Source organism: Alcaligenes sp. SORT26 (assembly GCF_017377875.1).
GTDB lineage: Bacteria > Pseudomonadota > Gammaproteobacteria > Burkholderiales > Burkholderiaceae_B > Alcaligenes > Alcaligenes parafaecalis.
In genome coordinates, this window is record NZ_CP070975.1 from 20124 (window position 1) to 33089 (window position 12966).

At 56.2% G+C, this 12966-nt stretch carries 13 protein-coding genes; 11 read left to right on the forward strand and 2 right to left on the reverse strand.

Annotated elements, in window-relative coordinates; all coding sequences use genetic code 11:
- Nucleotides 1–78: 78 nt before the first annotated feature.
- Nucleotides 79–978, reverse strand: coding sequence for a methylisocitrate lyase (gene prpB / locus JYG33_RS00090; protein ID WP_153229418.1), 900 nt, complete (start codon nt 976–978; stop codon nt 79–81).
- A 254-nt stretch (nt 979–1232) separates the two neighbouring features.
- Between prpB and prpR the strand changes: the two genes are divergently transcribed.
- Nucleotides 1233–3146 (forward strand): propionate catabolism operon regulatory protein PrpR, encoded by a 1914-nt coding sequence (gene prpR / locus JYG33_RS00095; protein WP_207873613.1) that lies wholly within the window; start codon nt 1233–1235, stop codon nt 3144–3146.
- Nucleotides 3147–3214: 68 nt separating this feature from the next.
- On the opposite strand, the gene JYG33_RS00100 is transcribed toward prpR, so the two are convergent.
- Nucleotides 3215–4204: a malate dehydrogenase gene (locus tag JYG33_RS00100; protein ID WP_207873614.1), complete on the reverse strand. Its 990-nt coding sequence runs from the start codon at nt 4202–4204 to the stop codon at nt 3215–3217.
- A 289-nt stretch (nt 4205–4493) separates the two neighbouring features.
- On the opposite strand from JYG33_RS00100, the gene JYG33_RS00105 reads away from it, so the two are divergent.
- The 10 genes from JYG33_RS00105 to JYG33_RS00150 all read left to right on the forward strand — a co-directional run bounded on the left by JYG33_RS00105 (nt 4494) and on the right by JYG33_RS00150 (nt 12955).
- The gene (locus JYG33_RS00105; RefSeq protein ID WP_207875672.1) at nt 4494–5264 is read left to right on the forward strand and encodes a GntR family transcriptional regulator; all 771 of its coding nucleotides are present in this window, start codon (nt 4494–4496) and stop codon (nt 5262–5264) included.
- 102 nt (nt 5265–5366) lie between these two features.
- On the forward strand, nt 5367–5780 hold the full coding sequence (sdhC, locus tag JYG33_RS00110; protein ID WP_207873615.1) for a succinate dehydrogenase, cytochrome b556 subunit: 414 nt from the start codon (nt 5367–5369) through the stop codon (nt 5778–5780).
- Complete coding sequence (gene sdhD, locus JYG33_RS00115; RefSeq protein WP_207873616.1) at nt 5780–6163, forward strand: succinate dehydrogenase, hydrophobic membrane anchor protein; 384 nt, start codon at nt 5780–5782, stop codon at nt 6161–6163. Before sdhC ends, sdhD begins: the two co-directional genes overlap by 1 nt.
- A 3-nt stretch (nt 6164–6166) precedes the next feature.
- Nucleotides 6167–7945 (forward strand): succinate dehydrogenase flavoprotein subunit, encoded by a 1779-nt coding sequence (sdhA, locus tag JYG33_RS00120; RefSeq protein ID WP_207873617.1) that lies wholly within the window; start codon nt 6167–6169, stop codon nt 7943–7945.
- A gap of 13 nt (nt 7946–7958) precedes the next feature.
- On the forward strand, nt 7959–8675 hold the full coding sequence (locus tag JYG33_RS00125; RefSeq protein ID WP_003802530.1) for a succinate dehydrogenase iron-sulfur subunit: 717 nt from the start codon (nt 7959–7961) through the stop codon (nt 8673–8675).
- A gap of 18 nt (nt 8676–8693) precedes the next feature.
- The gene (locus JYG33_RS00130; protein ID WP_003802528.1) at nt 8694–8954 is read left to right on the forward strand and encodes a succinate dehydrogenase assembly factor 2; all 261 of its coding nucleotides are present in this window, start codon (nt 8694–8696) and stop codon (nt 8952–8954) included.
- Between the two features lie 18 nt (nt 8955–8972).
- A complete protein-coding gene (gltA, locus tag JYG33_RS00135) occupies nt 8973–10277 on the forward strand; it encodes a citrate synthase (RefSeq protein WP_207873618.1) in 1305 nt (434 codons plus the stop codon).
- A gap of 129 nt (nt 10278–10406) precedes the next feature.
- Nucleotides 10407–11165, forward strand: coding sequence for a class I SAM-dependent methyltransferase (locus JYG33_RS00140; RefSeq protein WP_207873619.1), 759 nt, complete (start codon nt 10407–10409; stop codon nt 11163–11165).
- Between the two features lie 248 nt (nt 11166–11413).
- Nucleotides 11414–12049, forward strand: coding sequence for a YbhB/YbcL family Raf kinase inhibitor-like protein (locus JYG33_RS00145; RefSeq protein ID WP_207873620.1), 636 nt, complete (start codon nt 11414–11416; stop codon nt 12047–12049).
- A gap of 141 nt (nt 12050–12190) precedes the next feature.
- Complete coding sequence (locus tag JYG33_RS00150; protein ID WP_243430228.1) at nt 12191–12955, forward strand: helix-turn-helix transcriptional regulator; 765 nt, start codon at nt 12191–12193, stop codon at nt 12953–12955.
- Nucleotides 12956–12966 lie beyond the last annotated feature (11 nt).

The following is a 12966-nucleotide window of genomic DNA, read 5'->3' on the forward strand; positions in this document are numbered from 1 at the left end:
AGCACGAGGCTGGCTGCTGAATGGGGTTTTATCCGCGCCAAAGCCCTGTCAAAGGGCCAGGCGGGAGCCTGTGGCGGCTCAGGACTTCTTGTTTTTCTGGAACAGCTTGTCGAGGCTTTGCTCGTAAGCATGGTAGCCGATACGATCGTACAGTTCTTCACGAGTCTGCATCAAATCGATGACATTTTTTTGATGTCCGTCACGACGGATCGCCTGGTAGACAGTTTCGGCGGCCTTGTTCATGGCGCGGAAGGCGGACAGTGGGTAGAGCACCATGGCTACATTGGCCGAAGCCAGTTCTTCCACAGTGAACAAGGGGGTTTGACCGAACTCGGTAATGTTGGCCAGCACAGGCACATTCAGAGTTTCGGTAAAGCGACGGTAGGTGTCCAGGTCGTAGCAGGCTTCAGCAAAAATGCCGTCTGCACCTGCTTCCACGCAAGCCTGGGCACGTTCCAGAGCGGCGTCCACGCCTTCAACTGCAATCGCATCCGTACGAGCCATGATGAAAAAATCCGGGTCGGTACGAGCGTCGACAGCAGCTTTCACACGGTCGGCCATTTCGCCGGTGCTGACGATCTCTTTACCGGGGCGGTGACCGCAACGCTTGGCACCGACCTGGTCTTCAATGTGGCAAGCGGCTGCGCCGAACTTGATCAGGCTTTTAATGGTACGGGCGATGTTGAAGGCCGAGGCACCAAAGCCGGTATCAATGTCCACCATCAAAGGCAGGTCGCACACATCGGTAATGCGACGAATGTCAGTCAGCACGTCGTCCAGGGTGTTGATGCCCAGATCAGGCAAACCCAGAGAGCCAGCAGCCACACCGCCGCCCGACAGGTAAATGGCACGGTAGCCGGCGCGTTGGGCCAGCAAAGCGTGGTTGGCGTTGATGGCGCCAATGATTTGCAAAGGCTGCTCTTCACGCAAGGCCTGGCGGAAACGGGCGCCTGCCGATGTCAGTTGGTTTTGGCTCATTTGGGGCTCCAGATCACAAGATAAGAAAATGTCGTCAGCGCGAGGCTGCGATGGGTTGGTTCTACTAAAGCAAATGCTGTGCCAAGTTCAGGTATGGGGAGGATGAAACGCCTGAAGCCAGACTGGACGGGGGTCTCTTCCGTGGTTTGCTGTTGTCATTCCTTTCTGTGAATACTGCTTTTTCCTGTTTTGTGTTTCAATGTTGAAACGTAATTTGAAACAACGTCGCATTGTTGATGCCTGGGTGAAACTGCATGCCTTATTCTTCTTCTCCTCCTGCTCGTCTGCGTCTGGTGGCTTTTGGCCTGCATGGACTGCGTTCTCTACTGGAAGAACTGGTGCCGCAGTTCCGCGCCCAGGCTGAAATTCTGATCGTGGACAAAGCCTATGGCGAGGCCGTAGAAGCCGTGCAGGTTTTGCGACAAACAGGTGAAATCGACGTGCTGGTGTCCGCCGGTTCCAACGGTAGTTATTTGCGCGAGCATCTGGACTTGCCGGTGGTGCTGGTGCATCCCGGTGGCTTTGACATTATGGGCAGTCTGGCCTCGGCACAGGCCGAGCGCAAAGCCGTGGTGACCTATGGCGAAATGCCGCTGGAACTGATGGAGTTCGTGCAGCGTTTTGATCTGCCTGTAGAGCTACGGAGCTATCGTAGTGAAGCCGATGCACGTAGCTGTGTTCAGGATTTGAAAGAGCTGGGTGTGGAGTGGGTGCTGGCACCCGGTCTGGTGGTGGATTTGGCGCGCGAGAACCAGATGGAAGGCGTGCTGCTGTATTCACAAGGAGCAGTGCGGCAGGCACTGGAATCCGCTATCGAACTGGCCCGCGTTGCTCGCGCCGAAGCGGCTCGTCGGGATCGCTTGAATACGATTCTGGCGCAGTTGCGTGACGGTGTGGTGTCAGTGGACAGGGACGAGCGTATTGAAACCATTAACCCGGCGATGGAGGCCTGGTTGGGGCAACCGGCGCAAGCCATGATTGGCCGCCGCTTGGGTTCCTTGTATCCCGAGCTGGATCTGGCGGGCACGCTGCGCAGTCTGGAAGTGCAACTGGATACCGTGCAACAAGTGGGCGGCCGTACCGCGATCGTTACCCGTATGCCGATTCTGGAGCAGGGGCGCTTGAGCGGGGCGGTGTTGCTGTGTCAGGACCCGGCAGCGATTCAACGACTGGACCGCAGCTTGCGCTCGCGCAGTCAGCAAGCGGCATCGCGTCATGCCCGGTACGAGCTGTCTGATCTGGTGGGGCAAAGCTCGCCCATGCGCAAGCTGCGAGCTCAGGCTCAGGCTTGTGCACAAAGCACAGCGACGACCTTGATCATTGGCGAGAGTGGTACAGGCAAGGAACTGCTGGCCCAAGGAATTCACAGTGCCAGCGCCAGACGTGCACAACCTTTTGTGGCAGTGAACTGCGCGGCGTTCCCCGACAGCCTGCTGGAAAGCGAGTTGTTCGGTTATGTGGAAGGCGCATTTACAGGTTCCAGCCGGGGCGGCAAAGTCGGGCTGGTGGAAGCGGCTCACACCGGCACCCTGTTTCTGGACGAGATCGGGGAAATGCCCTTGCCACTGCAAACCCGTTTGCTGCGGGTGCTGCAGGAAAAAGAAGTCCTGCGCATCGGGGCGATTGAGCCAACGCCCGTCGATGTGCGCGTGATTGCGGCCACTCACCGTGATCTGGCCGCGCAAGTTAAAGCAGGCGTGTTCCGTCAGGATCTGTTTTATCGCCTGAATATTCTGGTGCTGCGCTTGCCACCTTTGCGTCTGCGCACACAGGACTTGCCGGAACTGGTGGAGCATCTCTTGGCAAAAGTGGCCCAGCGTCTGGGTGGGGCCGTTACGCTGAATTCCGATTGGCTGGCTGAACTGCTGGAACTGGGCCGTCACTACACGTGGCCCGGCAATATCCGCGAGCTGGAAAACCTGATCGAACGCTTGATGGTCTTGGGCACAGTGCAAGGTGATCAGGCCGTGGTGCTGGAAGATATTGCGCCGGAGCTGCGGGCGGTAGTGGCAGAGCCCGCCATGCCTGCGCTGCGTGATCAGCAAGAGCGCAGCGAGCAGGAGCATCTGGCCAAGGTGCTGGAAGAGTGTGGGGGTAATCGCGCCCTGGCCGCCCAGCAACTGGGGATTAGTCGTAGCACTTTGTGGCGGAAGTTGCGTAAAGGCTGAGCTGGCCGCTGTACAGGCAAAAAAAATCCCCGCCGATCAGGCGGGGATTGCAGACACTGGTGGCTTAATTAGCCCAGCAGGTCTTTCACACCGTCGCGCTCTTCCAGCAGCTCGTTCAGGGTGTGGTCCATGCGCTCACGCGAAAAGGCGTCGATTTCCAGGCCTTCAACACGCTTGTACTCACCGTTTTCGGTGGTCACAGGCACGCCGTAGATGATGCCTTCAGGAATGTCGTAGGAGCCGTCCGAAGGAACACCCATGGTGACCCATTTGCCGTTGGAGCCCAGGACCCAGTCACGCACGTGGTCGATGGCCGCGTTGGCAGCCGAAGCAGCCGAGGACAGGCCACGGGCTTCGATGATGGCGGCGCCACGTTTGCCCACGGTGGGGATGAAGGTTTCGCGGTTCCAGGCCTGATCGTTGATGATCGCGTCGATCTTCTCGCCGTTCACGGTAGCGAAACGGGTGTCAGGGTACATGGTGGGCGAGTGGTTGCCCCACACAATCAGGTTCTCGATGTCAGCAACAGCCTTGCCGGACTTGGTGGCCAACTGCGACAGGGCGCGGTTGTGGTCCAGACGCAGCATGGCGGTGAAGTTCTTTGCTGGCAGATCAGGAGCCGACTTCATGGCGATGTAGGCGTTGGTGTTGGCAGGGTTGCCGACCACCAGCACTTTCACGTCACGGCTGGCCACTTTGTTCAGGGCACGGCCTTGTGCAGTGAAGATCTGGGCGTTGAAGGCCAGCAGATCTTTACGCTCCATGCCTGGGCCGCGAGGACGGGCACCGACCAGCAGGGCGATATCAACATCCTTGAATGCGGTTTCAGGGTCGCTGTGGGCGGACATGCCTTGCAGCAGCGGGAAGGCGCAGTCGTCCAGTTCCATCATGACGCCCTTCAGGGCCTTTTGGGCTTTCTCGTCGGCGAGTTCCAGCAACTGCAGGATTACAGGCTGGTCTTTGCCCAGCATTTCGCCAGAGGCGATGCGAAACAGCAGGGCGTAACCAATCTGGCCAGCAGCGCCGGTAACGGCGACACGCATTGCGGGTTTGGACATGAGAGTAAGACTCCGTTTTTGGGTTTGAAGACGGTGACGAAAAACACAGTTTAAATCTTTTGCTGACCGGTCGGCTGGCGTGGAAAACGGTTTTTCGCAAGAGGAAAAGCCTCTTTTTTCACTGCGCAGACTAGACCAAAACGATAGCGGCGTCAAACGTCTTATATCTTATATAAGACATAAGAGCGTTAGACATTCGGGGCCGGTCATGCGAAAATTAGTGCACTGTCTATTTTATGAACAAATGCGCGCCGCAGGCTGTATTGATCGCGCATTTTTTATGAGCCCCATGTCTGATAACGTGCCGCCGCTACGCACCCAGGAAATCGAAAAATCCGCTCCTAGCGCGGCCTATAGCCCTCTGTATCAACAGATCAAGGCTTTGCTGCTGCAAGGGCTGGATCGTGGCGAGTGGAAACCCGGCGAAGCCATCCCCAGCGAACTGGAACTGGCCGCCCGTTTTCAGGTCAGCCAGGGCACGGTACGTAAAGCCATTGACGAGCTGGCTGCCGACAATCTCCTGATTCGTCGCCAGGGTAAAGGCACCTTTGTGGCTACCCATCACGAAGCGCGTGTGCGTTTTCGTTTTTTGCGTCTGGCCCCGGACGATGGCAAGCCCGTCGCCTCCCAAAGCCGCATTCTGGATGTGCGCCGCATGAAAGCGCCTACCGATGTGGCCGTGCTGCTGGATCTGCGCACCTCGGACATGGTGGTGAACCTGCGTCGGGTTCTGTCCTTTGATCAGGTCCCCACCATTTATGACGATATCTGGTTGCCTGGCTCCGTCTTCAAGGGTTTGACCCTGGAAGCCGTCGAGCAGAACAAGGGTCCGATGTACGCCTGGTTCGAGAGCAAGTTTGGCGTCAGCATGGTGCGCGCCGATGAAAAGATTGGCGCAATCAGCGCTACCGAGGAGGCCGCAGCGGTCTTGCAGGTGGCGGCTGGATCGCCACTCCTGCACGTGGAACGCGTGTCCTATACCTATGGTGACCGACCGATGGAGTTGCGCCGGGGCTTGTACCTAACTGAGCGCTTCCATTACCGAAACACGCTCAGCTAGTGCGGCGGCATACGGTATTTGATACTGCACCGTAGTGTCAAATAGGTGAAAATACCAAGGTTAAAAATTTTATGACTTTTTTTTATCTACTTCGAGGCCATCATGTCTGATACCGCACCCAAGCAGCGCCCGCAGTATCGCAATATCAGCGTGCCGCAGATATTGAATTACCGCTTGCCCCTGGCTGCAAAATCGTCGATTTTGCATCGCGTCAGTGGCGCATTGCTGTTTCTTTGCCTGCCGCTCGTCTTATTGCCACTGTTCTCTTTGAGCGTCAGCTCTCCAGAGTCCTTCGAGACCTTGCGCAGCTACGTCGACAACCCCGTCTGTAAGCTGATCCTTCTGGTCCTGATCTGGGGCTACCTGCACCACTTCTGTGCCGGTATCCGCTATCTGGCACTGGACCTGCACCTGGGTAACGACAAAGAGTCCGCCAAGAAATCGGCCGGTATGGTGTTCGGGGTTAGCTTGGCGCTGACCGTTGTGTTTGGTTTGAAACTGTTTGGGGTGTGGTAATGGCAAATCGTGAGCGCATTGGCGCAAACCGCCTGGTAGTGGGTGCCCACTACGGTACCTTGGACTTTCTGGCACAACGCGTTACCGCAGTCATCATGGCCATCTACACCTTGGTCATTGTTGGCGGCATCCTGTTCAGCAGTGAATTGAATTTCGAGACCTGGCGCGGCCTGTTCTCGTTCACGGTCGGCTCCCTGCCTTTGGGTCAGTTGCTGGCAACCTTGTTCTTCCTGTCTTTGTCCTGGCACGCCTGGATTGGTGTGCGTGACATCTGGATGGACTACGTCAAGCCCGCTGGTTTGCGCTTGTTGCTGCAGGTGTTGACCTTGCTGTGGCTGGTTGCCAGTGTCGTCTTTTTTGCAAAAATTATCTGGAGTCTCTAAACCGTGGCTTCCATCACAAACTCTTTGCCCCGCCGTCAGTTTGACGTAGTGGTGGTCGGTGCCGGTGGCGCCGGTATGCGTTGTTCCCTGCAATTGGCTCAGGCTGGCTTGTCCGTGGCCGTGCTCAGCAAGGTGTTCCCAACCCGCTCCCACACCGTGGCTGCTCAAGGTGGCGTCAGTGCCTCTTTGGGTAACATGAGCGAGGACCACTGGTACTGGCACATGTACGACACCGTTAAAGGTTCGGACTGGCTGGGCGACCAGGACGCCATCGAATTCATGTGCCGTGAAGCTCCACACGCTGTGTACGAGCTCGAGCACTTCGGTATGCCGTTTGACCGTAACCAGGACGGCACCATTTATCAGCGTCCATTTGGTGGTCACACCGCCAACTTCGGTGAAAAGCCTGTTCAACGTGCCTGTGCCGCTGCTGACCGTACTGGCCATGCCATGCTGCACACGCTGTACCAGCGTAACGTGGCTGCTCGTACCCAGTTCTTCGTGGAATGGATGGCTCTGGATCTGCTGCGTAACGAAGCAGGCGACGTTCTGGGCGTAACCGCTCTGGAAATGGAAACCGGCGAAATCTACGTTCTGGAAGGCAAGCGCGTGGTGCTGGCTACCGGTGGTGCTGGCCGTATCTGGGCTGCTTCCACCAACGCCTTCATCAACACCGGTGACGGCCTGGGTATGGCTGCTCGTGCCGGTCTGCCTTTGCAAGACATGGAGTTCTGGCAATTCCACCCCACTGGCGTTGCCGGTGCTGGCGTGCTGATTACCGAAGGCGTGCGCGGTGAAGGCGGTATCTTGCTGAACAAAGACGGCGAGCGCTTCATGGAGCGTTACGCTCCCACCCTGAAAGACTTGGCCCCACGTGACTTCGTGTCCCGTTCCATGGACCAGGAAATCAAGGAAGGTCGTGGTTGTGGCGACGGCAGCTATGTGGTGCTGAAGCTGGATCACCTGGGTGCTGACGTCATCAAGAAACGCTTGCCATCGATTCGCGAAATCGCGATCAAGTTCGGTAACGTGGACCCGATCAAAGACCCGATCCCCGTGGTTCCAACCATCCACTACCAGATGGGCGGTATCCCCACGAACTACTACGGTCAGGTTGTGACCCAAACGCCAACCGGCGAGAACAAGATCGTCAACGGTCTGTACGCCATCGGTGAATGTGCCGCTACTTCCGTGCACGGTGCCAATCGTCTGGGTACGAACTCCTTGCTGGATCTGATCGTGTTTGGTCGCGCTGCGGGCAACCACATTGTGGATTCGCACCCCGAGAAAACTCACGCTCACCAGGAAATCAACGAGTCCTCCATCGAGTACTCGCTGGATCGCGTCAACCGTCTGGAATCCCGTACATCGGGCGAAAAGGCACAGGACGTGGGCAACAAGATTCGTGTGGCCATGCAGGCTCACTGCGGCGTGTTCCGTACCCTGGATCTGCTGCACAAGGGTGTCGAACAGATCGATTCCCTGGTTCCCGAAGTCAAAGACATTTACTTCAAAGACAAGTCCAAGGTGTTCAATACCGCCCGTATTGAAGCCCTGGAAGTGGCCAACATGATCGAAGTGGCTCGTGCCACCACGAAGTCGGCCGCCAATCGTACTGAAAGTCGCGGTGCTCATGCCCTGAACGACCACCCGGAACGTGACGACGAAAACTGGCTGCGTCACACCCTGTGGTTCTCGGAAGGCAGCCGTCTGGAGTACAAGCCTGTCCAGATGAAGCCTCTGACAGCCGAAACGATTCCGCCCAAGGCCCGGACTTTCTAAGCAGGATACTGATATGAGCCAAAAACGTAAGGTCAAATTTGAAATCTATCGCTACGATCCTGATAAGGACGAGCGTCCCTACATGCAGAAAATCGAAGTCGAGTTGGAACCAACCGACAAGATGCTGCTCGATGCGATTTTGCGCATTAAAAACGACATGGACGACAGCCTGGCGCTGCGTCGTTCCTGCCGCGAAGGTGTGTGCGGTTCCGATGCCATGAACATCAATGGCAAGAACGGTCTGGCCTGCACCACCAATATGCGTGACTTGAAAGAACCTGTGGTCTTGCGCCCACTGCCAGGTCTGCCGGTTATCCGTGACCTGATCGTGGACATGACCCACTTCTTTGATCAGTACCATTCGGTCAAGCCATTCCTGATCAACGATGCACCTCCTCCAGAGAAAGAGCGTTTGCAAACGCCTGAAGCCCGTGAGGAGCTCGATGGTCTGTACGAGTGCATTCTGTGCGCCTGCTGCTCGACCTCTTGCCCATCGTTCTGGTGGAACCCCGACAAGTTCGTCGGTCCTGCTGGTTTGTTGCAAGCCTATCGTTTCATTGCTGACTCGCGTGACGAAGCAACGGGCGAGCGTCTGGATAATCTGGAAGATCCATACCGCTTGTTCCGCTGCCACACGATCATGAATTGCACGGACGTCTGTCCAAAAGGACTGAACCCGTCGCATGCCATCGGCAAGATCAAAGAAATGCTGGTGCGTCGCAGTATCTAAAAAGGTGGGTATGTACCGATGAGAACATTGACGGAATTGGAGCGTGCGCGTCTGCGTTGGCGTGCTCGCCGGGGCTTGCTTGAAAACGACTTGATGATCACCCGTTTTCTGGATCAATACGAAAACGAGCTGACTGATCAGGACGTGTCGGCCCTGACCCGCTTGTTCGAAATGGACGATACAGTTTTGCTGGATGTCCTTCTGGCTCGCTCCGAGCCAGAAGGGCAGTACGCCACACCGGACATTCAGCGACTAGTAGACATTATGCGAAAGCTATAACCATTGAGGAAAAAAGTGATGGAATTGTCAGATAAAAAAGCCACGCTATCCTTCTCCGACGGAAGCCCTTCGGTTGAGTTCCCTGTACACAAGGGCACCGTAGGTCCGGACGTGATCGATATCCGTAAGCTCTACGGTCAGACAGGTATGTTTACCTATGACCCCGGCTTTATGGCGACGGCGGCTTGCGAATCCGGTATCACCTACATTGACGGCGACAAAGGCCAGTTGATGTACCGTGGCTACCCGATCGACCAGTTGGCACAAAAGTGCGATTTCATGGATGTGTGCTACCTGATCCTGAACGGCGACTTGCCGAACGCAGATCAGAAGCAGGAATTTGATTCCCTGGTCACGAACCACACCATGGTTCAGGAACAGATGCAGCACTTCCTGCGTGGCTTCCGTCCGGACGCTCACCCCATGGCAATACTGACTGGCCTGGTCGGTGCCTTGTCGGCGTTCTATCATGATTCCACGGACATCACGAATCCTCATCACCGTCATGTGTCGGCTATTCGCTTGATCGCCAAGCTGCCTACTCTGGTTGCGATGGCGTACAAGTATTCTTTGGGACAGCCTTTCATCTATCCCAAGAATGATTTGTCCTACACCGGCAACTTCTTGCGCATGATGTTCGCTACCCCTTGCGAAGACTACAAGGTCAACGAAGTGGTTGAGCGCGCTCTGGACCGTATCTTCATCCTGCATGCAGATCACGAGCAAAACGCCTCGACCTCCACCGTGCGTCTGTGCGGTTCGTCCGGCACCAATCCTTTCGCTGCGATTGCTGCGGGTGTTGCTTGCTTGTGGGGGCCTGCCCACGGTGGTGCAAACGAAGCTTGCCTGAACATGCTGGAAGAGTTGCAAGCCAACGGTGGCATCGACAAGGTTGGCGAGTTCATGGAGAAGGTCAAGGACAAGAACTCGGGCGTTCGCCTGATGGGCTTTGGTCACCGTGTCTACAAGAACTACGACCCACGCGCCAAGCTGATGCAAGAGACTTGCAAGGAAGTTCTGGAAGCCCTGGGCCTGGAGAACGATCCTCTGTTCAAGCTGGCCATGGAAGTCGAGCGCATTGCTCTGGAAGATCCATACTTCGTCGAGCGCAAACTGTACCCCAACGTGGACTTCTACTCGGGTATCGTTCAGCGTGCTATCGGCATCCCGACGTCCTTGTTCACAGCGATCTTCGCTTTGGCTCGTACCGTAGGCTGGATTGCTCAGTGGAACGAAATGCTGTCCGATCCAGATTACAAGATTGGCCGTCCACGTCAGTTGTACGTGGGTCCAGTCCAGCGCGACGTACCTGCTCAGCGTTAATCGCTGATGCTTTTCCCCTGCGGCATCAGCAGTAGGGGAAGGCAAAAGTACGCACTCCTTGATGGGGTGCGTTTTTTTTTGCCTTGCCAACTACTATACGGATTGAAATCAAACGACAGAGGTGGGGTGATGGAAGAGTCCAAGTTCAAAGATCACTTTTCTACGGTTGCAGCCGACTATGCCAGCTACCGCCCCAGCTATCCACAAAAGCTGGTTGATGTATTGGCTGAGCTCAGTCCCGCACAGGATAGAGCGCTGGATTGCGGCTGCGGGACAGGGCAGCTTTCTGTGCTGTTGGCCAAGCGATTCAAGGAAGTGATCGCCACGGATGGCAGTGCTGATCAGATTGCCCAGGCGCAGCCGCAAGAGGGTGTGAGCTATCGGACTGCCCTGGCTGAAAACAGCGGTCTGCCTGATGGCAGCGTGGATTTGATCACCGTTGCGCAAGCAGCTCATTGGCTGGACCTGGAGCTTTTCTACGCCGAGGTTCAGCGTATTGCCCGACCTGATGCCTTGCTGGCATTGATCACCTACGGCGTGCTGCACGTGGAAGGTGGGGTAGATAGCGTGATGCAGCACTTCTACTATGAAACCATCGGTGCTTACTGGCCACCGGAGCGTCGCCATGTGGAGGAAGGTTATCGTAGTTTGGACTTTCCTTTTCAGGAGCTGAGCTTGCCTTCTTTGGCGATAGAAGTGGATTGGAATCTTCCGCAGTTATTGGGATACATCAGAACCTGGTCTGCGGTGAAAGCAGCAGAGAAGGCACTGGGCAGTAGTGTCTTGAGTGAGGTGGAAGCAGAACTGCGTAAACAGTGGGGCGATTCTGATCTGCACCGTCGAATCAATTGGCCTTTGTCTGTGCGCGCTGGACGAGTGCGGAAGTAGGTCGCTCCTGCGTCGTGGTGCATGTTTAGCTGGGTTGAAATGAGTTCGGTACGACCGTGTGTGCTGATTCTGAGATTTAAGTTCTATGACCCATCAAATAGTCCCAAACAGATCAATTTGATTGGAAATGAAAAACAATTGATTGGATTTGATGCTTTTGAAGAGTGTTTGCGTCCTTAGAATGCTTATCTATTGTGCGCAGGTCGGTACAACAGCGCTTTTTCAACAATCACCAGAAGAAAACTCACATGCAACTCATCAGTCAAAGCTTCCAGGACGGCCAGGCGATTCCAGGCGAATTTGCTTTCGCCATACCCGATGCCAGCGCACACATTGCGCTGTCGTCGAATCGTAATCCGCATCTTGCCTGGAGCGATGTTCCCGCAGGTACTCAGTCATTCGTCATCGTCTGTCATGACCCGGACGTGCCCAGTCGTGGAGATGATGTGAATCAGGAAGGCCGTGACGTGCCTGCTGATCTGCCTCGAGTCGACTTTTTTCACTGGCTGCTGCTCGACATTCCTGCCAATACGACGCAGATCGCATCAGGCTCGCATTCCAGCAGTGTCACGCCGCGTGGCAAGCCCGGCCCTGAGCTTGAAGGCGGTTTGCGCCACGGCATCAACGACTACACCGCCTGGTTCGCTGGTGACGAACAAATGAAGGGCGATTACCACGGCTATGATGGCCCATGCCCGCCCTGGAATGACACACTGGTTCACCGCTATATCTTCACGGTCTATGCCTTGGCGACACCCGCGCTTGCGTTGGATGGTCCACTCACAGGTGTTAACGTGCGCGCGGCACTGGCTGCTGCTCCGGTGCTGGGGCAAGCCAGCCTGACTGGCTTGTACAGCCTAAACCCTTCCGTGTCGCTTGGCTGATTTGTGAGCCAGCGCAAGTGGGGCACTGCAGAGTCACGGCAAAGCGAGCAAGCAATCGCTCAGACAACTGCACAATCTGAGCCTGGCCGTCACTGGTCGCTGCCATCTGGCACGCCAGTGCTTCGGCGTGGCTTGTGCGCCTTGGCGCAGCCAGTACTGACTCAGGTGCAGTACACGCCGCGGTTTTTGTTCCATGATGCCACCGTGCTGCTTGTCGCTACGGGGCAGCTCGACTTGAATGATGATGCCCACCCGCTTGCGATTGACACTCCAACGTCGCTATTGCTCGTCGAACCGGGCACTTGCGTCGACTTGCTGAAAACGCCAGATGGCCCCGAGAAGCGTTTCTGCTCTATCTTCCTGACGCTCTCGGCAGACCTATTGGACGTCTTTCAGCGTGATCGCTCCGCTCAAACATTGGAGCGCGCGAGCCTGATGCCTTATCGGCTGGCATCACTGGACGCGGACCTCGAATCTACGTTCCATCGAGTTCTCGAAAGCGTGGATGCCAAACGTGTGAGCGATGAAAGGCTCCAGTGCCGACTGATGGATTTCCTCTTTGCCCTTGCCGAGCGAGGTCATGTATTCAAGGGCATCAAACAGAACGGTACTGCCGGGCGCTTGCGCACCTTGATAGGTGAGGCGCCGGATCAGAACTGGACAGCGCATGAGGCTGGCCGTGCATTGGCGATGAGCGAGGCCACCTTGCGGCGACGTCTTGCCGGTGAAAGTGTGCGTTTCGAGGAGCTGCTGATCGACACTCGTATGCACCATGCCCTGATGTTGCTCCAGACGACATCCTGGACCATTCCACATATTGCACAGGCTTGCGGATATCAGTCCCGTGCTCGTTTCTCCGACCGATTCCGCGCACGTTTTGGTTATTTGCCTTCCGCTGTTCGCTAAAGGACATCGGT

Coding starts and splice junctions, on each gene's coding strand:
- JYG33_RS00105 (WP_207875672.1), top strand. CDS start 4,494: ATGTCTGATAACGTGCCGCCGCTACGCACCCAGGAAATCGAAAAATCC.
- prpB (WP_153229418.1), bottom strand. CDS start 978: ATGAGCCAAAACCAACTGACATCGGCAGGCGCCCGTTTCCGCCAGGCC.
- JYG33_RS00140 (WP_207873619.1), top strand. CDS start 10,407: ATGGAAGAGTCCAAGTTCAAAGATCACTTTTCTACGGTTGCAGCCGAC.
- sdhC (WP_207873615.1), top strand. CDS start 5,367: ATGTCTGATACCGCACCCAAGCAGCGCCCGCAGTATCGCAATATCAGC.
- sdhD (WP_207873616.1), top strand. CDS start 5,780: ATGGCAAATCGTGAGCGCATTGGCGCAAACCGCCTGGTAGTGGGTGCC.
- JYG33_RS00125 (WP_003802530.1), top strand. CDS start 7,959: ATGAGCCAAAAACGTAAGGTCAAATTTGAAATCTATCGCTACGATCCT.
- JYG33_RS00145 (WP_207873620.1), top strand. CDS start 11,414: ATGCAACTCATCAGTCAAAGCTTCCAGGACGGCCAGGCGATTCCAGGC.
- prpR (WP_207873613.1), top strand. CDS start 1,233: ATGCCTTATTCTTCTTCTCCTCCTGCTCGTCTGCGTCTGGTGGCTTTT.
- JYG33_RS00130 (WP_003802528.1), top strand. CDS start 8,694: ATGAGAACATTGACGGAATTGGAGCGTGCGCGTCTGCGTTGGCGTGCT.
- gltA (WP_207873618.1), top strand. CDS start 8,973: ATGGAATTGTCAGATAAAAAAGCCACGCTATCCTTCTCCGACGGAAGC.
- JYG33_RS00100 (WP_207873614.1), bottom strand. CDS start 4,204: ATGTCCAAACCCGCAATGCGTGTCGCCGTTACCGGCGCTGCTGGCCAG.